Source organism: Variovorax sp. 01N429 (assembly GCF_056399425.1).
In genome coordinates, this window is the sequence record NZ_JBFTRG010000198.1 from 1 (window position 1) to 389 (window position 389).

The window sequence follows — 389 nt, forward strand, 5'->3', positions numbered from 1 at the left end:
AGCGGCGGTAGACCACCTCGCGCACCCCGGCGAGCAGCGGATCGCCCGCGTCGGCCAGGTCGCCGCCGAGCACCACGACCGCCGGGTTCAGCACGTTCACCACGCTGGCCAGCACCTCGCCGAGCAGCCGGCCGGACTCGCGCACCAGGCTGACCGCCTCGGGGTGCCCGGCCGCGGCCAGCGCCACGACGTCGCGGACCCCGGCGACCGCCGCGCCGTGCGCGGCCAGCGTCTCCACCAGGTGCCGGCCGCTCGCCAGCACTTCGAGGCAGTCGACGTTGCCGCACCAGCAGCGCAGTCCGCGGCCGCCCGCGACCGGGATGTGGCCGATCTCACCGGCCGCGCCGAGGGCGCCGCGGTAGACCCGGCCCTCGGACACTATTCCGGCG

General features: G+C 77.4%; 1 protein-coding gene. It reads right to left on the minus strand.

The genetic code is table 11. The features are described 5' to 3' along the window. The coding region (locus AC1DSF_RS31235; RefSeq protein WP_478184186.1) for an ROK family protein at positions 1 to 389 on the minus strand (389 nt) is incomplete at both ends.